This window comes from Dankookia sp. GCM10030260 (genome assembly GCF_042666655.1).
Taxonomy (GTDB): domain Bacteria; phylum Pseudomonadota; class Alphaproteobacteria; order Acetobacterales; family Acetobacteraceae; genus Paracraurococcus.
Window position 1 is genome coordinate 1 of the sequence record NZ_JBHTDE010000026.1, and the last position, 20,894, is coordinate 20,894.

Genomic DNA, 20,894 nt, shown 5'->3' on the forward strand with positions numbered 1-20,894 from the left:
ACGATGTGCGCCTGATCCCGCCGTCCTACGTCAAGCCGTACGTCGTGCGCCAAAAGAACGATGCAGCCGATGCGGCTGCGATCTGCGAGGCGGTTACCCGGCCGAACGTGCGGACGACCCCGATCAATGTGCACGGCGGAGAGAAAGTCGGCCACTGGAGCGGCGGCGTGATGCTGCTGCGGGCGGGGTAAAACCCGGCCAGTGGCGGGCGGCCTACCCTGAGGGATCAGGGTGGGGCGCCGGGAGATGTTCGTGGTGGAGACCTACGCGGCGGTCCGGAAGTTTGTGTTCCTGGAGGGGCATAGTCGGCGGGAGGCGGCCCGGGTCTTTGGGCTGAGCCGAGACACGATTGCCAAGATGTGTCGGTACTCGGCGCCGCCGGGGTACGTTCGGACGCGGCCGGCGGACAAACCGAAGCTGGGGCCGCTGGTGCCGGTGATCGAGGCGATCCTGGAGGCGGACCGGGCGGCACCGCCCAAGCAGCAGCACACCGCCAAGCGGATCTTCGAGCGGCTGCGCGACGAGCACGGCTATGGCGGCGGCTACACGGTGGTGAAGGATCACGTGCGGCGACAGCGGGCGCGCGGGCGGGAGGTCTTCGTGCCGCTGGCCCATCCGCCGGGCCATGCGCAGGTGGATTTCGGCGAGGCGGTGGCGGTGATCGGCGGGGTTCGGCAGAAGGTGTATTTCTTCTGCCTGGATCTGCCGCAGTCGGACGCCTGCTTCGTGAAAGCCTATCCGCGGGAGACGACCGAGGCGTTCCTCGACGGGCACGTCGCGGCCTTTGCCTTCTTTGGCGGCGTTCCCCAGTCGATCCTCTACGACAACCTCAAGCTGGCGGTGGCACGGATCTGCGGCGACGGCCGGCGCGAGCGGACGCGGGCGTTCACGGGGCTGGTCAGCCACTACCTGTTCCAGGACCGGTTTGGCAGGCCGGGCAAGGGCAACGACAAGGGCAAGGTGGAGGGGCTGGTGAAGTTCTCCCGGTCCAACTTTCTGACCCCGGTGCCGATCGCGGCCACCCACGAGGCGCTCAACGTCATGCTGGCGGAGCGCTGCAGGCTGCGGCAATCCGACCGGGCGGGACGACATGCCGAGACGATCGGCGCGCGGCTGGCGGCGGATCTGGCAGCGCTGCAACGCCTGCCGGAGGTTGCTCTGGAGCCCTGCGAGACCATCAGTGCCCGGGTATCATCGACAGCCCTGGTCCGATACCGCGGCAACGACTACTCGGTGCCGACGGCGCACGGGTTCCAGGCGGTGCTGGTGAAGGGCTTCGTCGACGCGGTGGTGATCCTGTGCGATGGCGCGCCGATCGCCCGCCACGCCCGCTCCTATGGCCATGGCGAGTTCATCTACGACCCGCTGCACTACCTGGCGCTGCTCGAGACCAAGCCGGGCGCGCTGGACCAGGCGGCGGCGCTGCAGGGTTGGGCGTTGCCGCCGGCCTTCCAGCACCTGCGCCACCTGTTGGAGGCGCGCATGGGTAACCGCGGCAAGCGTGAGTTCATCCAGGTGCTGCGGCTGCTGGAGATCGCCGCCAAGGAGGTGGTAGCGGCCGCGGTGGCCGATGCCATCCATCTCGGCGCCATTGGCTTTGACGCGGTCCGGCAGATCGTTCTGGCGCGGATCGAGCGGCGCCCTGCCAGGCTCGACCTGACCGCCTATCCGTATCTGCCGGGTACCGACGTGCGGATGACCCGGGCCGCGGACTACACCGCCCTGCTGCGGGAGCAGGCGGCATGACCGCGGCTGACGCCATGCCACATGGCACCAGCCAGGGCACGCCGCAGGTCCTGCTGGCGCATCACCTCAAGCAGCTCCGGCTGCCGACGGTGCTGCGCGAGTACGACAAGGTGGCCCGCGAATGTGCCCGCGACGGCGTCGACCATCCGCGCTACCTGCTGCGCCTCCTCGAGCTGGAACTGATCGACCGCGAGCGGCGCCTGGTCGAGCGGCGGATCCGCCAGGCCCGGTTCCCGGCGACCAAGAGCCTGGACAGCTTCGTGTTCACCGCCATTCCCAGCCTCAACAAGATGCTGGTCCTCGAGCTGGCGCGCTGCGAGTACATCCTGCGGCGCGAGAACATCATAGCGCTCGGCAACAGCGGTACCGGCAAGAGCCACGTCGCTCTGGGCCTCGGCCTTGCCGCCTGCCAGAGAGGGTTCAGCGTCGTGTTCACCACAGCGGCCCAGCTGGTCCACCAGCTGATGGAAGCGCGCGACGAGAAGCGCCTGCTCCGGCTGCAGCGGGAGCTGCAGGCAGCCAAGCTGCTGATCATCGATGAACTCGGCTACGTGCCGCTCTCACCGACCGGGGCGGAGCTGTTGTTCGAAGTGTTCAGCCAGCGCTACGAACACGGCTCCACCATCGTCACCTCGAACCTGCCGTTCGAGGAATGGACCGCGGTGCTCGGCTCGGAACGCCTCACCGGCGCCCTGCTCGACCGGCTCACTCACCACGTCCACATCCTGAGCATGAACGGCGAGAGTTACCGCCTGGCCCACTCCACCGCCCGGCGCCGCCCGCCGGCCAAGGCAGTGCCAGCCGAGGCCGCCACAGGCGAGCAAATCGTCTCCGATACCGGCGAGATCCTCCCCGCTGACCATCGTGGGAACCAGCAACAGCCCTGACCTGCCCCCGATCGGGGGCAGGTCAGGGCTGGCGCCGCCGCGCCGCCAGTGGCCTAGTTTTCCTCCGCCACGCCGGTCTAGTTTTGCTCCGCCGTTGACACTGGGGGTGCCGACGTCTTCGCCGCACTGGTCTTTGCCGTTCCCGCCATTCGCGTACTCTCCGATTCGCCAAGGCATGAGACAACCAGGCGAAAGCAGAAGCAACACATTGCCGCATCGCGCTGCAGGGATGGGAGGCTATGGCCCCAAGGACGACCGTTACCGCCGACACCCTGGTGAGCTTGGGCGCCCAGCGCCTTGCGGGCATTCTCTTGGACCTTGCCGACGAGCAACCGACCATCAAGCGCCGGTTACGCCTCGAACTGGCGGGTCAAGCCGGCGGTGAGACCATTGCCGCCGAGATCAGCAAGCGGCTCACGGCACTCAGATCCGCCCGGTCCTTCATCGACTGGCAGAAGCGCCCCGACTTCGTGCGGGATCTGAATCTGACGCGGACTATGATTGCCGACCGCTTGGTCGAGACCCGCCCGGACCTGGCGCTCGATTTGATGTGGCGGTTCATGGCCTTGGCTGAACCGACCCTCAACCGTGTCGACGACAGCAGTGGGTCGGTGGGCGAGGTGTTCCGTGCTGCTTGCGACGACCTTGGCTGCTTGGCGACGAGGGCCAAACCCGATCCGAAGCAGCTTGCCGAGCGGGTCTTCGCAGCCGTCACGAAGAACGAATATGGCGAGTTCGACCGCTTGGTCTCCATGATATTCCCGGCACTGGGCAAAGTCGGTGTTGCGGCACTCAGGACCAGGTTGGCAGCTGAGCTATCCAGTCGTCCCGCCAAGGACGGCTACGACAGCCAGGCCGCTGCCATCCGACGCGCCCTGCAGGACCTTGCTGACGGCGAAGGTGATGTGGACGCCTACATCGCCCTCGTTCCGGCCGAGGCCCGCAAGCGCTCAGATGTCGCTGCCAAGATTGGGCGGCGGCTCCTCACTGCGGGGCGATCCGAGGAGGCCATCAAGGTCCTTGAGGCTGCCGCACCCCGCCAGCAAACCAGACGCGGGGAGTTGGGCGGCGATCTCGACCATCTCGGCTGGGAAGGACCGGATGGTGAATGGGAGAGCGTCTACCTCGACGCCCTGGACGCCACAGGCCGTCCCGAGGACGCACAGCGGGTTCGCTGGAAAGCCTTCGAGGAGCGTCTTTCGGTCGAGCGCCTGCGGGCTTACCTCAAAGCGCTACCTGACTTCGAGGACGTGCTGGCCGAGCAAAAGACGATGGAGTACGCGCTTGGCTTCCGCAGCTTCTCGGTGGCGCTTCATTTCCTCCATGCTTGGCCCGAGCCAAGGCAGGCTGCGCGTCTTGTGCTTACGCGCCAGGCCGAGATCGACGGGAACCTCTACTATCTGCTTGACCCGGCGGCACGCTGGTTGGAGAGCACGAGCCCGCTCGCGGCGACGCTGCTGCGACGCGCGATGATCGAGGACACTCTCGACGGTGCTAAATCCAAACGCTACCGCCACGCCGCCCGCCACCTCGCAGAATGCCAGTCGGTGGCATCCTTGATCGGTGACTACGGCGGGTTTGAATCGCACACCGCCTTCGTTGCCCGGCTTCGCGGCAAGCACAGCCGCAAGGTGGGTTTCTGGACGCTGGTGGTGATGCCGCCCCCCGTAGGAGCGTGATATCGGGGCTCGTAGTCGGCACCAACCCCCTGGCAGTAGCTTCTCCGCTGTAATCAGGGTGCCTGATTGGCTCCGAAGCCATCAGCCACACGTTGCGCAGGTCAGCAGGCCGCGTCTCACCCGAGCTGGCTGCACCAGGTAGCCGCAGCGGAGGCAGTTCGCGCCGTCTTCGTCAGCGAAGGGATCGGCGAAACGTCGTACCGCCGCCCTTGCTGTTGGTGTCTTCGCGATGCGTGGTTTGCGTTGCTTGGTCACCGCTGTTCCGACCGGTGCCTCATCAGGCTGGGGTCTTGGCGCCGCGGGTTGTGGCAGTGACGGCGTCCACATGGGCATGACATGCACGACGGGCAGCGCTGGGTCGGGCGCAACGGGCCGAATATCCTGTGCCGGAAGAAGCTGTGTGGGCTTGGCACGAAGGCCTTCCGACCAAGCCTCGGCGGGCACGCTCCACGGTGCTGAACGTGGTTGATTCTCGACCGGTCGCGACCTTTCACGCCGGACGTGCACGACTTCGACCACTCTGCTTTTGCCGGCGCTGGGACCGCTTCGCCGGGGCGCGCTGAGAATGTGACGCTTTTCGCTGATCAAGGTTTGGGACCCCTGCCCTTTCCGGGCCGGGAAAACGCGATCTGCTTCTGACATGGGCTTCCATGATGGTGGGCGTTCTCGTGCGGAGCTCAATGACGACGGAGGTGGGCGCCCGGGGCTCTACCTCAAGCCGCGCTTACCCGATTAACGTCCGGTTTGACCGCCAACGCGGGCAATCTGCAGGAGTTTAGGCCGCTGACATCGGGTTCAACATGGTCAGCGCGCTGGCCTTCTCGTGACGAGACTATCTCGTTACTTCAGAACCAGGTTAGGCCACGTTAGGGTTGTCGCAGCCGCTTTCGCGCGCGCCGCAGTAGCCACCCAGACAGGCCCTGCGCTTTCCCGATCGCATCCTCGAGCGCCCGTAACTCGGCTTCAGCCCGGGAGCGTGCCACGACTGCCTCGACTGCCTGCCCACGAGCGACCCTTTGCCCCTCCTCAAGTTCGGTGATGCGGCGCGTCAGGAATGCGTCAGCGCCGCCCTGTTCGAGTTGCTTCAGTGTCGCATGGATGTTGGCCAGTTCCTGGTGCAACCGGGTGATCTCTGCCTCGAGTTCGGCGACAAGGTGGTTCTTCCTCTTCGGGGCCCTTTGTGGACGGCGGCTCATCCAACTTTTACCTTCAGACGCTTGATGGAATACCGTGCATGCGGAGCACGCATAGAGCGGCTTGTGCGCCGCTCGGTCCTCCGATTGCGCGCCAGCGCTTGACGGGATATGGCGACGAGATCGGCAGCGGCACAGTCGAGGAGTTTGCCACGCGGGTGCGGCGCGATCATTCGGCATGGCGGCCTCGAAGGATGGGGACCGGAACCGCGGTCATGGGCCCCTCCCTTCCGCATGGGCAGGCCGAGGCCCTCCAGTGGCATGTCGAGGCCGAGCCGGTCGGCGATCACCTTCAGCGCTGCGGTGTCGCCCTCGCGCCATTGCCGGGTCAGTAGGCGGACCGCCTCGGCGGCTGGTAGGCCGGTGGCGGCGCTGATGGCCGCCGGGTGGCAATCTCCTGGTCCTCGAGATGGGTGTTGAGCATGTAGTGCAGCCGGATGGCGGCCAGCCGATCCGCCTGCTTCACGGTGTCCCGCATGCCACTCCCCTGCCCCGTGGCGTTGCTGGCCGAATCTGCCGCGGCGTCCTGGCTTGTGCAAATTCCGTTTCTCGCAGGCTAGGAGCCCGTCCCGGTAACGGGTGAAGAGGCTCGACAAGCCGGGTGTGCAGTGATTCGCTCGGCGGCATGACGAAGAGCTTTCGGTCCTGGAAAGTGGACGAGGCCTGACTGCTGCCGCCCTCGGTTTAGGAGTTCGTCCCCGAGGGGCATCCCGCGCATCTGATCCGCGACATCGTGGCGGAGGAGCTTGATCTCTCCGCCATTCTTGCCGCCTACACGGAGCCGAGGGGCTATCCGCCGTACCATCCGGCGATGATGGTGGCGCTGCTGCTCTATGCCTACAGCCGTGGCGTCTACTCGTCGCGGCGGATCGCGCGGGCCTGCGAGGAGTGCCTGTACTTCCAGGCGGTGACGGCGCTGAACCGGCCGGACTTCCGCACCATCAGCGAGTTCCGCCGCCGCCATCTCGCGGCGCTGGCCGAGCTCTTCGCGCAGGTGCTCGCCTTGTGCCGGTGCGCCGGCCTGGTCAGGCTCGGCCATGTCGCGGTGGACGGCACCAAGCTGCGGGCCAATGCCTCCAAGCACAAGGCCATGAGCTACGGCCGGATGGGCCCGGCCGAGGCCGAACTGGCCGCTGAGGTCGAGGGCTGGCTGGCGCAGGCCGAAGGCGCCGATACCGCGGAGGACGCCGCCCTCGGGGCTGACCGGCGCGGCGACGAGATGCCGGCCTGGATGCGCGACAAGCAGCGCCGCCTGGAGCGGATCCGGGCAGCCAAAGCGGAGCTCGAGGCCGAGGCTCAGGCCGCCAAAGCTACCAAGCCGGACCCAGGCACGAAGGCCGACGGCTCGCCGCGCGGACGCCGCGGTCGCAAGCCAGAGCACCCGCCCGGCGTGCCGAAGCCCTCGGCGCAGCGCAACTTCACCGATCCCGAGAGCCGGATCATGAAGGGCCGCGACGGCTTCGTGCAGGCCTACAACGCCCAGGCCGCGGTGGATGCGACCGCGCCGGTCATCGTGGCGCACCACCTGACCAACAACGCCGCCGATCAGGACGCGCTGGGACCACTGCTCGATGCGGTCACTGCCAACACCGAAGCCACGCCGGAACAGGGGGGGAGCGGGATCGGCTATCATTACTCTTTCAGGTTGGACATACAGCAGTGTCGGGGTATCGGCCTGTGTGGTTTTACGATCCCTCCACCGGCAACGGCCGGCTGCTGCTCGGCCTCAAGGGCACGATCTCCGAGGTTGAGATGCACACGCTGCGTGGCCGGCTCACCGCTGGGCTGATGGCCAAGGCCGGCCGGGTCGACCACGGCGCCGGTCAGAGCCAGCAGGGTGTTCAGGGCAGCCGGAAAGTCACCGCCGCGGCTTTCGACCAGGTCGAGGACGTGCAGACGGCTGCCGGCGAAGACCTTTGGGCCAGGGTGATTCATGACGAATACGATATGGGAGCCCACGCCTAGGGTCGAGAGGGGTACGCGGGCCGGATCTCGGCCCGGTCCCGGAGAAGACGAAGGCGGTGTTACCCGGTCAGCACTTCGTGGAGCGGTTTTAAGCTTTCATCAGCCTGTACGGCGTTGTGCCATCTTTCTCGATGCGGGCTCGGCCAATAGTCGCGGTGCGGGTTCGGGAACCGCCACCAGGGTCTTCGACACCGCTTCCTTGCTGGGTTTCAGAACAAGCCCTTCTTCTTCGATATCGACCTGTGCTTCTGGATAGACCGCCATCGCCAGCTTCAACGCATCCAAAAACTTGAACTTGAATTGCCTGACCTTAGCGTAGTTCGTACCGAATTGCTGATGCAAAGCCGCCCATGTGATCGGGGTCGGCTTCTTCAAAACATGGAGGCGATAAGCGAGCCAGCAGTAGATATCGAGCGCAGTCGAGTTGTTATTCAGGCTCTTGATCGCCGCTTCGGCTACTGGCACCGGATGCTTCATTAGCTGATTGAAGAAGCCCTCAGAGAGGCGAGCGACATCGAGGTTGAGGCTGAACTGGCGACCGTCACCAGAGTTCTCATGGAGGAACATCGCCGTCTCAAGGATGTTCTGGTTGACCAAGGCGGTCTTGCCATCGCGCACGGTCTGGAAGGTCAGGCGACAGCGTGAGATGCGTTCAGCTTGCTCGCGGACCTCCATATAGGATTTGCCGCCATTCGGGATGCCGAGATTGCGCATCCAAGCTGTGAGGCTACCGCCAAGCTCAATCTCGCGGCTCTGGCGCTTGATCGCCTCGGTTTGCAGGTACAGCATGATCAGGCGCGCGCGAGAGCCGTAGGGGACGCCCACGAAGGGATTGGTGCCGTCCGCGAGGATGCGGCGACCGGGTTCCACCAGCAGCGTGATGTGGTCGGTCTCGACCCGCCATTCTTTGTCATCAGCTATGCGCTTGTGCGGCAGGCCGGCGAGCGCGAAGCCGGAGAACAGGAAATTACGCTCGAAACTTTCGTCCGTCATGAACTGGTGGGCGGCGGCAATGACGGCACGTTCCTGCTTGGACTCCGCCTCGCGGTCGGCTTCCGTCTTGCCTTTCCTAGCCAGCAGTTCGTGAACCTTGGCCATCCGACTCGCTCCAGCACGGTCAACGTCAGGAAGCACGGTTCCGACCGATACGTCTCATCGGACTCTGGTGACGGGACTATTTGAAAGGTTATTAGTGACCTCTATTAGTATGGTCACCAGAGTCCCGTGGATACCCGCCGTAACTCGTTGATTCGTCGTGACGACGCGTCACCAAAGTCCGGTCGGGCGTCACCATAGTCCATCGCTAGGCTGTGGAAAGCGAGGGTAGTGCGGTCGAGTCGTGCGTCACTAGAGTCCGATCCGGCGGAAATCGACTCCAACCGGCCCAATCACTCCGTCACTAGAGTCCGATCCCATACCTGCCCGTCACCAAAGTCCTCCATCCAAGGCAGGCTTGAACGGGCTCTGGTGCCGCCGGACCAATCCAAAATCAAGAAAAACAAAGGCTTGCCTAGTGATTGACCGCGTCGGACTCTAGTGACGCCTGTCTTTCGCGGCACCCAACGGGCCTTCCCGTCCCCGATCACCGGACTCTGGTGACGCCTATCGCATCCGGCTCTGGCCCGCGACTGCCGCCAAGGCAGTGAGGCTGACCGCATGCGGGGCTGTCCGGCTCTCGCTCATGAGGTAGTCGCCCTGGGAGTCGGCAGGGAAGCCCCGATGCTCACTCCGCCGCCCGCATAACCGCCGCCGGAGCCACCCGCAGCCTGATCTCGCCGAAGGCAGCGGCCTGGTCGAGCGCCACCTCCCCGGATCGACCGATCTCAAGCCCGGCCAGGAAGGTGCTCGCCGCCGCGCTACGGCGTCAAAGCCGAGCCTCAGCGGGATCTCGCTAGGGCGTGCGGGGCAGCAGGTCGGCGAGGCGCGCACCCTCCGGCGCCTGCCGTAGTGCTCCCCGGACATGCTCGATGGCCGCCGGCACGCGCCAGAGGGTGGCGGGCTTCGGACGGTAGACCCCCTCCCCCGCCGGAAGCGCAAGCAGCTCGAAGCAGACCCGGAAGAGACCGATGAGATCGGCATCGCCGTTCGTCCGCTGCCGCGACTCCGGGCCGCCGCAGGTGAGGACGTCGAGTCCAAGCTGCGGGCGGCGCTCCAACCAGTCGGCCAGCCATAAAGCGCGCTCGCGGTCTGCGATAGGGTCCGGCCGGGCAGCTCGCGCATCGGGCGGCAGGAAGAGCTGTGCCCGCAGCAGCGCCAGCCAGGACGCCATGACCAGCCAGTCCGCGCCCCGCGAGAGCGACACCTGCTGGCCGACCTGGGCCGCCAGGCAAAGCCGGTTGAACTGCTCGGCCATCTCGGCGATCGAGAGCCGGGCCAGATCGACCTTTTCCCGGCGCGCGAGGTCGAGCAGCTGGTCGAGCGGACCCTCCCATGCGCCGAGGCAGAGAACAGGCACGCCGGCCCGCTGCGGCTCCACCGCATCCCAGGCGTCCGGGGTCGTCATAATAGCGAGGGGTCAGAGTGATACCGAGCCGCGGCGATGGCGCAACGCGGTGATCGCGCGCCAAGGGGTCCAGTCCGCGCTCCAGAAGCCGACCCATAGGCATAGCGGGTCGGGGCTACGCCGCCGGCCTAGGTGCGAGATGGGCAGCTCGACGACGTGGCGCAGGGCCTGCGTCGTGCCCCACTGTGCCCACAGCCAGCGCAGCGCGTCGGGATGCTGCGGGCTGAGGGCGAGGACCGCCTCGGGCGCGGGCAGCAGGCGGTGCAGGTCGAAGGGGCAGGCGCGACTGGAGGGAGCGCGCTCAGCCACGAGTAGTTCTTGGGCTTGCTGGTCCGGTGTTCTCGAATGCCGGGTGTCGTCGGTCTCCCGGCTCCGCGTCTCTTGGAGACCGAACCAAGCTGCCGGAACTTGGCTTGCCGGACCGGCATAAGCCGTTCGAAAATACACCAAGTTGGATGGAACGGCTGCCGCCCTGGCGCGGCGAAACCCTGGCCAGGGTGGCACAAGGAAGAAGGGCTTGCCGCCAAAAGTCGGCGGTGCTGCCGTCGGTCAGGCCTGCAACTCGGCACCTCAGCGGCGAGGGTACGTGGGCATATCCCCTCCCCTGCCTAGATCATGTCTTGTGCCCGCTTAGCCAGTAGGCCCAGGCTGCGAAAGCCAGAGCACCGCCGACGCTCAAGCCGAGCAGCAAAACTTCGTTGAGGGTCATGAACTGAGCCTCCTCAGGATCCGCCTGGCTGTCCAATGTAGGGTGCCGCTGACGTAGAGCAAAGTGCAGAACACCACGGCCAATCGCGGGTGGAAGGTGACCTGGAGGGCACCAAGCGCAATCCCAACCAGCGGGGTGATGATCCCGGCCACAACACACCCAGCCGCAATCGTGTTAAGCAGTGCGGCCGTGAGCTTCGTCTGCTCGGCCAGGACCGGGTCAATGCTGGCGCTTCCGCTCACGCTTTGCCGCCCTCCTCCGGCTCAGAAGTCAGCAAGCGTGCGATCTCGACGCGACGACGCTCGAGGGTCCTGATCTCGGCTTGCAGTTGCGTAATCCGATTGCCAAGCCGCTGGGCTTCGGCCCGCAGTCCCGCCTCGTCTACTCGCGTGCTTGTCTCGGCCGCCCGCTGCCGCTCCCTGCGGAAGGCAATGATGGCGGCGCGGGTGACCGAAGGCGAAACCAATCCGCGGCGCTTGGCCTCGGCGAAGTCGCCGGCCCCCATCACGCAGAGCTGGTAGGCGACGCTGTAGCTCGCCGGACAGTTCTCAGGCGGCAAGATTCCGGATTCAACCGCACGGGCAACTGCGCGCAACTGGCTGGCAACCGGGTCGCTGAACGGGAACAAGTGCTCGCAGCCGGCTTTCAATGCGGCCTTCTCCGCCGGCGTCGTCAGTGCCGCATCGAGGCGGAGAAGCGCCTTACCTGCTTCGATAAACGATTTTGCGGCGCGTCCCCAGGACGCCTGCACCTCCCGCCGAGCCTCAAGCACCTTGGCAACGCGAGCCTGATCCTCGAGCAGGCCGGTCTCGCCGAAAACTGCGGTGAGCGCGTCCATGACGTCGCCCGGCACTTGGATAAGCCGGTCCAGAGCGGCCGGCCGCGTGTCGGTGGGCTGCTGCTCGTCGCTATCAAGCGTGGCGAAGCGGCGTAGTGACACTTTCGCACTCACAGGCCCACCTCGCGCGCCACGTAAGACCACAATGCCTCGAAGGTTTCGCCGCTGGCGGTGCGCGTCAGGTCGAGGACCCCCAGGCCTTTGCCGGCGGCGGCCGGAATTTCCTCGAACTGGCCGACCTCAATCGGGCAGATCGGCCCAACGGCAAGGAGCTTGGCGCGGATCGTTGAAAAGGCGCGGGTCCGTCGATTTGCGCGGTTCAGGATGAAAGCCGCCTTGGCCTGGGTGGACAGGAGGCGCTTCATCCAGGGAGCTGTGCTGTCGATGTCGTCCATCGTGGTCTGGCTCGGCACTAGGATCAGGTCGGCCGCGCCGGAGAGGCTGAGGACGGCATTCAAGTTGAGCTCGACGCTCGGTGGAGTGTCCACGACGATGAGGTCGGCTCCGCTGGCGCGGGCACGCGCCAGCGCCTCGCGCCAATCGTCGAGTTCGGCTGAAATGACTGGAACTGGCGGTAGGCTCGGGACCGCAGCCCGCGCCCGCTCACGGCGCTCAGACCAGGTTGTTAATGTTCCCTGTTTGTCGAGGTCGACCCCGACCACGTGCTTGCCAGCCTGCGCGGCCGAGACCAGGATGTTGCGACTGAGCGAAGACTTCCCACAGCCGCCCTTTGGACTGCTCAGAAGAACGATAGGTTGCACGGCAGTCCTCCAACTGGATTCCCTATCCCAAACTCAGGCAAACCGTTGCGCCGGGCAAGCAGGACTTTTACCGGTAAAACCACACCGGACAACTTCGAGATCTGGAGTGGCATCCCGGTCTCGCGTTAGGGCCTGTGAACAAGGAACGAGTCGGTCGCATGCTGGATGCAAATGCTGCCTTCGTGCGCCAATGGCGCTCACTGGTGGCTCCAAGATCTAAAGATATTCTTTTCGGAAGTTGTTGGCCGGGGTGACCAAGGACTGGCGTGTTATCATCTCTGCTGACCTGCTCTCGGCTGGGAGGCCTTGCCGCCCAGGATCGGTGCGCCGGCCTAGCCATAGCCAGTGCTGATCTGGCGACGTTCTGGCTGAACGGGCTACATTGGTGTGAGACTTCGCGGACTCAGGCTCACAGTCCGCAGCGCCTAAGCCCGATTTGTAAGGTGTTGCCATCCCGCCGTCGCTTGGACAGGACCAATCTGATCACGGCGCTTTGCCAGCACGCGCAACCAGACCGTCACAGCCGCTGCTAGAGTAAGCGGTGCGCCGACGGCCGGGGCGTCGAGGTAGCTTGCCCGCCTTAGTCGCGGCAACATGTCGCTCGTGGCCGCCAAGCCCGCCTCCTGCGCGGCTCGTGCCAGCCCGTCGACGACCTCGACCGATCGCGCGAAGACCTCCACCGTTGGGGCGAAGGCATAAAGCATCGTGCGGTCGCCAGGGTGCGCTCGCCAAGGGTCCCGGTTGCGTCAACCGCTTCCTGGAAGGCCACGGCCCAGTCGCCTGCCTCCAGCGCGGCCGTCAGGCTCCGGGCTGCGCGTAACAGGACGGTGGCGTAAAAGTGGCCGGAACCGCCGCAAACGGCGCGGGGAAGAGGCTCGGCTATCTTGCCGCGCCGGGGGCCCGAATGGCGGTCATTTCACCCGGCGTGGCCCCGCTCCGGGGAGGGCACCTGAAAGCGGCTCAGACCGCCCACCGGCTACCCGCGCCCAAGCTGACTCCGCTGTCGGCAACTCCCGACCGATGGCTTGTCCCCGCGCTCCATAATCACCCTTCAGGTAGGGTGTCCGCTGCAAACCGGCTACGGGATTCCCCGCGCTCGGTGCTTCCGGAGCAGCGCCATGTTGCGGCGATTGACCCGGAAGAACGCGTCGCCGACCGCGCCCGCCACTTGCACCGCGCTGATCAGGCCATCCAATCCCACATTGCCGATCATCCGCAGCACCGTCCTGGTCGAGACGCCCAGCCGGCGGGCCTCCTAGATCAGGTAGCCGGAGATCACCGTGGATACGACCGGCCCCAGGCCAGGCAACAGGCTCAGGAGCGCGTCCGCGCCGAAGCGGATGCTGGTGCCGGGGATCCGCCAGCGGCTGTCGAGCAGATCGGCGATGAGCTCCAGCCGGGCAGGGGACCGCAGGCCTGGTGCGGGGCGCGGCGGCAGTGTCTGGTCAAGGGGCGGGTGGTGGGTCATCAAGAGCTCACGGGGTTGGACGTTGGAACGCCGCAAGGCGGTCCGCGGTGGCGGCCAGCTCCATGGCGGCGGCCGCCGATCTCGAACGGATCGGTCTCCGGTCTGCGCAGGGCGACGCCTTCCGACGGTCCCCTGCGTTTGTCGCACAGCCGAACACGTTTCTCTTGCGGGAAGGCTCACGACCGTGTCGGCAGGATCATGCCGACGCGGTGGCGTGCGGGTGCTCCAGGAAGAACCGGAGCATCTCGCGCGACGCATCGGGGCCGTGTGCATCGGTATAGGATCCGGCGGTGCTGCCACCCGACCAGGCATGCCCGCCGCCATGGACCAGCCATTGCTCCAGCACCGGCTGGCCACCGGCATCGGCGTGGAGGGTGCGTGTATAGGCATGGCCGCCCGGCACCTGCCCACGCTGAACCGCGGTCCGCAGGTCGCCGGCGGCGGCGGACTGGGCGATGACCTGGTCGCCGTTGCGCGGGTCCACCGTGTGGTCCTTGTCCGCGTGGAACACGATGGTCGGGATGATGCGCCGGTTGCCGTTCGCAGTTTGGCCTTGGCCGGGTTGCTGCAGCCCGCTGACGCCCTGCCGCATGGCGGCGACGACTGAGGGCATGTCGCGCGCCGCGCCGCAGGCCAGCCCGGAATGCACGCCCACCGCGGCGTAGAGATCGGGACAGGCCTGCGCCATGATGGCAGCCGCGGCGCAACCGGCGGACAGCCCGGGGACGTAGACCTGCCGCGGATCGACCGCATGGTCGCGCATGACCTTGCGGGTGATGCCGGCGATCAGGGCGGGCTCGCCCTGATCGCGCTGCTGGTCGCCGGGGCTGAACCAGTTCCAGCACTTCTTGGCGTTGGCAGCCTGGGACTGGCCTGGATAGACGATCAGGCAGCCATGCTCCTCGGCGAGGGCGTTCATCCGCGTGCCGGCGGCGAAGTCGTCGGGCGACTGGGTACAGCCGTGCAGCATGACGACCAGCGGCACTGCCTCGCCGCGATAAGTGCTGGGGATGTGGAGCTTGTAGCCGCGGCTCCCGGCCGCGCTGCCGAAGCTGCCGGCGAGGAACCTGGCCCCCTCTGGCAGCGGCTCGGCCCGTGCCATGGCCCCTTGGGTCAGCCCGCCCAGGCCTTGCGCCGTGCCGACCGGGTTGATCTGGTCGAGGAAGCCTCGCAGTACCTCCGGCATCTGCGGCCTGGCAGTCGTCCCCACCGCGCCGCCGGCAGGCCACTGGAACGCCGCCGGACGCGGCGCCGCAGCGGCTGGCGCTGACGCCTCACCCGTCTCGGGATCGACGTCGATGATGCGGGGCAGGCGCCCGGCGGCTGGGCTCGGCGTGGTCCCCGGCGTGACCGGAGCGGCGCCAGCCGGCACCTCGCCTTGCAGCAGGCGCTGCAGCAGGGCGGAGGCTTCTGTCGCGGTTCCTCATTGCTGCGACTGGAACGCTTGCCCGCCGGGAGTTGGTAGAGCGGTGTCCTGATTGGTGCGACGGACCTGTCCCAGCTGGTCGGGACGCCTCCGGTCGCTCCCGCTACGGGCCCGGCAACAGGCCCGCCTTCCTGGCGCGGGCGACGACATGCGCCACCGATCCCGGCTGCCAGGTCGTGCCACCGCGGGGTGTCGGCTCGCGGATGGCCTCCAGCCGGGCGCCGATCTGGCGCAGCGTGGCGCCCGGGTCGGACCGCAGGATGCCGGCGACGACGGCCAGCAGCCGGTCGGGGGCCGGTGCCGGCCAGGCCGGGGCGAGGAGCGCGGGCTCGGCCAGGCCCTCCGCCACCATCCGCCGCACCGCCCGGACAAGGCGTTCCGAGGTCCAGGGCGGCGCCCCCGCGGCGCGGCGGGAATTGAGGTAGCGGACGACATCGTCCCAGGCACGGCCGTCGGTCCGTAGCCGCTGCACCGCCGGCAGCCAGGCGTCGGCGCCGGCCACCAGCCGGGCGAGGTAGGACGCCCGGCGTGCCTCCGAGGTCGCCCGCCGGGCCGCCGGGTCACCGGCCCGCAGGCCCGGGTTACCGGGCCGGCTGCCGCGGGCGGCGGCGGCGCGCATGCCGCTGCGGGTGCGTTCGCGGATGAGCGCGCGTTCGAGTTGCGCGGCAGCGCCGAGGACCTGGAGGGTGAACAGGCCCTGCGGGCTTGCCGTGTCGACCGGGTCGCGGAGCGAGCGGAAGTGGATGCCCCGGTCCTTCAAGCCCTCGACCACCCCGAGCAGGTGCGACAGCGAGCGGGCCAGCCGGTCGAGCGAGACCACCACGAGGGTGTCGCCGGGCCGCAGGCGGGCGAGGGTGCGGGCCAGCACCGGCCGGTCGCGGTCGCCGCCCGAGGCGTGCTCCTCGGCCACCTCGCGGCAGCCGGCGGCGCGCAGTTCGTCGAGCTGGCGGGCCGTGGCCTGGTCCTCGGTGCTCACGCGCGCGTAGCCGACCAGCGTCATCAGAGAGCGTCCTGCCTGGATCCGGACCGGAATGGGCCCTGGCGGGGCGGTTTGTCAAAGACGACTTGATATCGGGAAACGGTCCTTTGGTCGTGCATCAAGAGCCCGCGCCGGAGCCGAGCCACCCGCCTGACCCTGCTGCCGAGGCGTCTTATGCGGGCGCCGGGGCGCCGCCGCAGGTCCACGCCAAACCCTTGGCGGACCAACTTTCTTTCCCGTCCGAGGCGTCGTTCGGTGGAGCTCATGGCGCGCCGTACGGCCGGGCTTCAAGCGCCGAAAGCTGCCTCGCGGCGATGCCAAGAGCCTCGACAGGCACCGTGATGGCATGCGGCGGAGCACCCAGGCTGCAGCCGATTTTAATAAAGGGCAGACTTGAATTTAATGCCCATTTAAGGTAAATAGAGCTGAATTGCAGGACAGGAAGTCTTCGGTGTCGCTGCTGTCGACTAAACGGCCTGACGCGCCCCCACACCTGGGAGACCCGGCCCTGCTCGCGGCGCTGTCCGCGGCCAGCGCCGCGCTCGCGCGCCTCGACGCGGCCACCACCCTGCATCCATTGCTGCCGGCTCTGCTGCACCGGGTCCGGCTCGACGCGGCCCGGCGCCAGGCCGCCGCGGACGGGCACCTGATCGATCCTTGGCATCTCGCCGCCACGTTGGAAGGCCTGCCGCTGCGGGCCATGCGGGACAGCGAGTGGGTGAGGGACGCGGGCGCGCTGCAGGACGCCGCGCGCCTCGCCCTCGACTACCACCGCTGGCTCGCCGTGCCTGACGGCGACGCGGAGGAGGCGGTGCAGGCGGCGCTCGTCACGCTGGAGGGCGCGCGCCCCTACGGCGTCCCGCTGCTTGATGCCGCCTGGGGCGCCTGGCTCTGGCTCGAGCGCGGCGGGACGCGCCCGCCGCTGCGCGCCGCACTGGTGCGACGCTGGGGCAGGGTGGGCGTGCTCCGCGCCCCGTTGCCGATCACCGGGGCGGCCGCGCTCGGGCCCGACCAGCCCTGGGATCCGGCGCTCTGGATTCCCGCATTCCTGCAGGCGGTCGTCGCGGAGGCGGTGGCGGCGCTCGACCTGCTGGTCGAGATGGAGCGGCGATGGCTCACCGCACGGGCGGCGGTGGCGGCCGGGCGGCGCAGGACCTCGCGGGCGCCCGCGGCGGTGGACCTGCTTGCGGCCGTCCCGCTCGTCTCGGCCACGACGCTGGCCGCTGCGCTGGAGATGTCGGTGAAGGCGGCCTGCGCCATCCTTGACGAACTTGTCCGGCTGGAGGTCGCGGTGGAGGTGACGCACCGCCACAGCCGTCGCCTGTTCGGCCTCGCGGGCCTTGCGCCGTTGCGGCAGGCGGCGGCGCCGCCACGCCGGCCGCTGCCCGGGCGGGGGAGGGGCCGGCCGCGCGAGCTGCCGGCCGTGGTGGAGGAGCCGCCCGAGACCCTGCCGTCACTGCCGCGCGCCGGGCCGCTCGAGCGGCGGGCCTTCGACTATGGCGACCTGGAGGCGGCCATGCAGGCCATGGACGCGGCGATCCGGAAGGCACGGGCCGGGCTCGTCCGGGTGGCCGGGACCGGACGCGCCGACGATGACGGTGCGGGGTGAGGGGCCTCGGATGGCGGTTCGCAGGGATTGGGGCGACGACCGGGGTGACTAGGACAGGCGGTCTCGGACCAAGCATCGTCCGGCATGTCCCGAGGAGGTGGCTGGGCGGCAAGATGCTGGGTCATGGGCAAGGCCCGCAGCGATGCGCCGGCCGGATCCTACGACCAGCGACACAGAGGTGCGGCGACGACTGCGTGCGCGGCGTTCGATCCAGACCGCCGGATGGACCCATCACCCTCAGGGAGATGGCATCAGCCCGCGAGCAGAGCCAAGTCCTTGAGGTCCTGCCTGCGCTGCCTGGCCCGCCTTTCGTAGCTTTCCTGGTTCTTGGTGCAGACCAAGCTGTAAGGCCGGCCGCGGCGATCGGTCGTCAGGTCGAGGTCGGCCTGGGCCCGCCGGATGCCGTCCTCGACATGACTGCGGTCCGCTTCTGCGGCCTTCAGTACCCAGGTCTGCCGCTCGGGGTCAGCAAGGAAGCGAGCCAATTCGGTGCAGTTCCTGCAGCGGCAGGGGAGTGTGGCTGCCCGGCGCCAATCGGCTGGCGGCGCCAGGGGCTCGGCGGCCCGGAGGCGCAGGTGCGCGACGCACGCCACCCGCAGCCGCTCGACCGAACTCGCGCCCTGCATCCTGCCGCTGCCGATCATCGTACGAACTGCCGGGACAAGGATGGCATCCAGGTCGTAGGTCTTTGGTCTGGCCAGGATGTGGTCCACCGCCCGCTCGACCAGCGCCCGGTCGATCGCGCCGAGGCCGGTCAGCAGATCGACGATGACGGTCGGGCTCACTTCGGGCCCGCGCTGCCAGGACTCGTCCGGCGCCACGTGGCCGCGGCCGCCCGGAAGCGCCTCGACCAGCCTGGTGGCGGCGCCCACGAGGCCGGACACGTGCTGCTGACCCAGGACGGCAGCCGTTCGGGCCAGGAGATCGGCACAGGCGCCGAAGCTGGTGGCAGCCGTCCCGGCCACGATGCGCTCAACCAAGGCCGCTGCCCGCGGCGGCGGTAGGCGGCCGATCGCGGCGACGATCGCGGCATTGTCGCCCTTGCGGTAGACGCCCGCGGCGGTGATCTCGGCCAGGAAGCGCTCAATGAGCTCGGTATCAGCCAGCCGGGTCAGCAGATCGAGCATGCGGGCGGCATCGCCCGGGGTTTCGTCTAACCGCGGATACCCGTCCCGCCTCGGCCATTGCGCGAGCATGTGCCCGGCGAGGTCGTGCGCCTCGTGCCAGAGGAGCGACTGCCGGTCCCCACCGTCCTCGGCCCAGCGCCGGACCAAATCGTCCAGATAGGGCAGGGTCACCGGCAGCCCGGCCTGGCTCAGGACGGCGAAGAGCCGGTCGCTCGGCCAGAGCACCAGCGCCGCCCGGCGGTAGGTGCGCTCGAAGGAGGCACCCTCATTGCCAGTCGCCTCGCGGAAATGCTCCTCGTCCGGCTCCAGCGCGTCGCAGGCGTCGGGCGGCACGAACTCCTCCGCCTCGACCGGGATCCCGCCCAATGCCGTGGTGCCGCCATCCGGACGGCGCCAGTCCGACAAGGTCATGCTCCGGTCGAACACCTCACCGGCCTCGAACTCGTCCTCTTCGGAGTCCCAACGCCCCCGGCGCGAGCCGTAGCTCTCGGCATACTCGGCGGCGCCGCTCTCCTCGACGGTGAGCAGCGCCAGGTGCAGGTCGCATTGCGCCTCGCGCGCGGCCTCGGTCAGCACCCCGGCGGCCGCGGCATCGGCGCCCTTCAGCATGGCGAAGCCGAGCTCCGCCGACGTGTAGGCATGCTCGAGGAGGTAGACCAGCTTCTCGGGCGTGTCGTCGTCCCGGTGACGCTTGCCGCGCTGCCACCGCCGCAGCAGCGCGGTCACGCGGGCCTGCTCGGCCGCATAGTCGGGCGGCTCGGGCGCCCGCCCCCGGCCGCGGCGCACCAGGTTGTAAACCAGGATCAGACGGCACCCCTTGGTGACCGGCAGGACCTCGTGCACGCAGTCGGCATAGAATGCGGCGAAGGCCACCTCCGCCGGGTCGTCGCCGCGCAGATCGAGCCGGACTTCGCGGCCCTTGTGGCGCACCACCAACTCACCACCCGCGAAGGACGACGGTAAGGCCGCGACGAGGGTGGCGAACATGCCGGGCGTCTTCTCGGTGTCGCGGTGGCCGAGAAAGAAGCCGCCCTCCTCGTAGAGCAGCAGCTTGTAGAACTCGGCCGAGACCGGTCCGTCGACGCCCAGCCCCTCGGCAGCGCGGGCGACGATCGTCTCGAGCGTCCGTACCCAGTGCCTGCCGCTGATCCGCACCCGATCCGGGCCGACCTGCCGGCAGCGCCTGACCGCCGGATCAATCAGGGTCTCGGCGCCTCGGCCGTACGGGGCCGGCTCAGCCACGGCGGCGAGTTGCTCAGCTTGCGCCGGCAGCAGTGGCAGCGCCACGGGACCAACACCCTCGACCTCCAGCAGCGGCGCCAGCAACTCGCTCGTGCCAGCGGCAAAGAAGTCGCCTGGCCGACGGATGGTGGCGAGCAGTGCGGCGAGGTCGGCGGGGATCGTCGTCATGCGGCTGGTCAGGTGAAATGTTGCTGCAGTACGCCAAGGCCTAAGGATGTGCCTTGCCTGGCCACAACGGAGATTAACCTCGGCTCTCGCGGTCTTGCATGCAAGGCCGCGAGCAGGAAGATCATTAGCGGCGGGCAAAGAGCGCCCGGAACAGCCGCTCCGCCTCGCGTCGTCCCTCCTCCGTGAACACCACCGACTTGGCCTTGCCCACAGGGTCCGAGATCATGCCCTTGCGGTGCAGGCGGTCCATCGCGTCCCAGTCGAAGCCCTTCCAGGTGCGCCAACCGTCATGCAGCCCGAGCCAGAGCAGGGCCAGCACAGCGTCGTCGATGCGGTCGGGGTCGATGTCCTGATTCATGCGGCAGGCCTCCCCGGGATGGTACCGCAGCTCCGGTCCGCCGCGCTGGCCACGCCCGAAATTAAACGGCTGGTCGCCGCCTGTCGCACCCGGAGCCTGGCCGACCTGCGCGACCGCACCCCGCTGCTGCTCGGCTATGCCGGCGCGCTGTTAGGAGGGCTGGAGCCTGCGGCTTGATAAAGGACGCTTTCTTTGGGGCTCCCGTAAATTAAAAAATACCGGCATTGCTTTAACAA

Annotated in this window: 16 protein-coding genes and 4 pseudogenes; 8 read left to right on the forward strand and 12 right to left on the reverse strand. The window is 68.0% G+C overall.

Annotation, left to right across the window (positions count from 1 at the left end; translation table 11 throughout):
• From ACFQS7_RS28415 to ACFQS7_RS28430, 4 genes and pseudogenes are all read left to right on the forward strand, one after another.
• Positions 1-125, forward strand: a pseudogene (locus tag ACFQS7_RS28415) (IS110 family transposase); the annotation flags it as partial.
• A gap of 121 nt (positions 126-246) precedes the next feature.
• Positions 247-1,746, forward strand: coding sequence for an IS21 family transposase (istA, locus tag ACFQS7_RS28420; protein ID WP_380070547.1), 1,500 nt, complete (start codon positions 247-249; stop codon positions 1,744-1,746).
• Positions 1,743-2,633, forward strand: a complete 891-nt coding sequence (gene istB / locus ACFQS7_RS28425; protein ID WP_380070526.1) for an IS21-like element helper ATPase IstB — start codon at positions 1,743-1,745, stop codon at positions 2,631-2,633. Before istA ends, istB begins: the two co-directional genes overlap by 4 nt.
• 239 nt (positions 2,634-2,872) lie before the next feature.
• Positions 2,873-4,312, forward strand: coding sequence for a DUF6880 family protein (locus ACFQS7_RS28430; protein ID WP_380070527.1), 1,440 nt, complete (start codon positions 2,873-2,875; stop codon positions 4,310-4,312).
• 866 nt (positions 4,313-5,178) lie between these two features.
• On the opposite strand, the gene ACFQS7_RS28435 is transcribed toward ACFQS7_RS28430, so the two are convergent.
• Together ACFQS7_RS28435 and ACFQS7_RS28440 are read right to left on the reverse strand one after the other, a co-directional pair.
• Positions 5,179-5,508, reverse strand: a complete 330-nt coding sequence (locus ACFQS7_RS28435) for a hypothetical protein (RefSeq protein WP_380070528.1) — start codon at positions 5,506-5,508, stop codon at positions 5,179-5,181.
• Positions 5,509-5,833: 325 nt separating this feature from the next.
• The gene (locus ACFQS7_RS28440) at positions 5,834-5,983 is read right to left on the reverse strand and encodes a hypothetical protein (protein ID WP_380070529.1); all 150 of its coding nucleotides are present in this window, start codon (positions 5,981-5,983) and stop codon (positions 5,834-5,836) included.
• A gap of 189 nt (positions 5,984-6,172) precedes the next feature.
• On the opposite strand from ACFQS7_RS28440, the pseudogene ACFQS7_RS28445 reads away from it, so the two are divergent.
• Positions 6,173-7,091 (forward strand): annotated as a pseudogene (locus tag ACFQS7_RS28445) (transposase); the annotation flags it as partial.
• 202 nt (positions 7,092-7,293) lie between these two features.
• On the forward strand, positions 7,294-7,470 hold the full coding sequence (locus ACFQS7_RS28450; RefSeq protein WP_380070530.1) for a hypothetical protein: 177 nt from the start codon (positions 7,294-7,296) through the stop codon (positions 7,468-7,470).
• A 99-nt stretch (positions 7,471-7,569) separates the two neighbouring features.
• Here the strand turns inward: ACFQS7_RS28450 and ACFQS7_RS28455 are convergent, their stop codons facing one another.
• The 8 genes and pseudogenes from ACFQS7_RS28455 to ACFQS7_RS28490 form a co-directional block, all read right to left on the reverse strand.
• Positions 7,570-8,568, reverse strand: coding sequence for a replication protein RepA (locus ACFQS7_RS28455; RefSeq protein WP_380070531.1), 999 nt, complete (start codon positions 8,566-8,568; stop codon positions 7,570-7,572).
• 793 nt (positions 8,569-9,361) lie between these two features.
• Positions 9,362-9,973: a hypothetical protein gene (locus ACFQS7_RS28460; protein WP_380070532.1), complete on the reverse strand. Its 612-nt coding sequence runs from the start codon at positions 9,971-9,973 to the stop codon at positions 9,362-9,364.
• A 947-nt stretch (positions 9,974-10,920) separates the two neighbouring features.
• A complete protein-coding gene (locus ACFQS7_RS28465) occupies positions 10,921-11,622 on the reverse strand; it encodes a hypothetical protein (protein WP_380070533.1) in 702 nt (233 codons plus the stop codon).
• 8 nt (positions 11,623-11,630) lie between these two features.
• Positions 11,631-12,281: a division plane positioning ATPase MipZ gene (locus tag ACFQS7_RS28470; protein WP_380070534.1), complete on the reverse strand. Its 651-nt coding sequence runs from the start codon at positions 12,279-12,281 to the stop codon at positions 11,631-11,633.
• A gap of 425 nt (positions 12,282-12,706) precedes the next feature.
• Positions 12,707-12,997: pseudogene (locus ACFQS7_RS28475) on the reverse strand (DAK2 domain-containing protein); the annotation flags it as partial.
• Positions 12,998-13,359: 362 nt separating this feature from the next.
• Positions 13,360-14,061: pseudogene (locus ACFQS7_RS28480) on the reverse strand (DUF4112 domain-containing protein).
• Positions 13,946-14,935: an alpha/beta hydrolase family esterase gene (locus tag ACFQS7_RS28485; RefSeq protein WP_380070535.1), complete on the reverse strand. Its 990-nt coding sequence runs from the start codon at positions 14,933-14,935 to the stop codon at positions 13,946-13,948. Before ACFQS7_RS28485 ends, ACFQS7_RS28480 begins: the two are co-directional and overlap by 116 nt.
• Positions 14,936-15,278: 343 nt before the next feature.
• A complete protein-coding gene (locus ACFQS7_RS28490; RefSeq protein WP_380070536.1) occupies positions 15,279-16,175 on the reverse strand; it encodes a recombinase family protein in 897 nt (298 codons plus the stop codon).
• Between the two features lie 430 nt (positions 16,176-16,605).
• Between ACFQS7_RS28490 and ACFQS7_RS28495 the strand changes: the two genes are divergently transcribed.
• Positions 16,606-17,763, forward strand: a complete 1,158-nt coding sequence (locus ACFQS7_RS28495; RefSeq protein ID WP_380070537.1) for a hypothetical protein — start codon at positions 16,606-16,608, stop codon at positions 17,761-17,763.
• Between the two features lie 251 nt (positions 17,764-18,014).
• On the opposite strand, the gene ACFQS7_RS28500 is transcribed toward ACFQS7_RS28495, so the two are convergent.
• Together ACFQS7_RS28500 and ACFQS7_RS28505 are read right to left on the reverse strand one after the other, a co-directional pair.
• Positions 18,015-20,300, reverse strand: coding sequence for a 2OG-Fe(II) oxygenase (locus ACFQS7_RS28500; RefSeq protein WP_380070538.1), 2,286 nt, complete (start codon positions 20,298-20,300; stop codon positions 18,015-18,017).
• A gap of 124 nt (positions 20,301-20,424) precedes the next feature.
• Complete coding sequence (locus tag ACFQS7_RS28505) at positions 20,425-20,658, reverse strand: DUF6429 family protein (protein ID WP_380070539.1); 234 nt, start codon at positions 20,656-20,658, stop codon at positions 20,425-20,427.
• An 18-nt stretch (positions 20,659-20,676) separates the two neighbouring features.
• Between ACFQS7_RS28505 and ACFQS7_RS28510 the strand changes: the two genes are divergently transcribed.
• The gene (locus ACFQS7_RS28510) at positions 20,677-20,835 is read left to right on the forward strand and encodes a hypothetical protein (RefSeq protein ID WP_380070540.1); all 159 of its coding nucleotides are present in this window, start codon (positions 20,677-20,679) and stop codon (positions 20,833-20,835) included.
• The last annotated feature ends 59 nt before the right edge of the window (positions 20,836-20,894 follow it).